Raw genomic sequence first — 435 nt, 5'->3', positions numbered from 1 at the left:
GCTAGTGCTTCTGCTAAGTTATCTTCTGTTAACACAGGCCCTAAAAATGAAGTTAAATCCTCTAAATCATAAAATTCATCCAATGTAACTCCGTAAAAGTCTAAATACTCTTCTAGCTCTACTTTTGTCCAACCAACTTCATTTAGATAGTCTTGCAATTCAGTTTTATCAACCGCTGCAAATGAGTAGAGTGGAGATACAACAAGACCTAACACAACCAATAACGACATGAACAAGCCTTTCACATAACATTCCTCCATATAAAAAAATGTAAATTTCTAGATAATTATAACTTCATACTTTAATAAATGGTAGATCTAAATTTTAGTAGTTTTAAGAAAAAGGAAAAGGACGAAATACAGTATTAGGCGTAGGGGGAAGAGTATATTTATTTATTGTAAATATAGCCTGAATCCTCTCTCGGCTATATAGAAA

Annotated in this window: 1 protein-coding gene; it reads right to left on the bottom strand. The window is 32.2% G+C overall.

The genetic code is table 11. The features are described from left to right. A partial coding sequence (locus KH400_RS21240; RefSeq protein WP_217228044.1) for a processed acidic surface protein occupies positions 1–245 on the bottom strand: 245 nt, incomplete at its 3' end. Positions 246–435: the final 190 nt, after the last annotated feature.

It is taken from the genome of Desertibacillus haloalkaliphilus (assembly GCF_019039105.1).
Taxonomy (GTDB): Bacteria; Bacillota; Bacilli; order Bacillales; family KJ1-10-99; genus Desertibacillus; species Desertibacillus haloalkaliphilus.
This window is presented reverse-complemented; position numbering and strand designations above follow the sequence as displayed.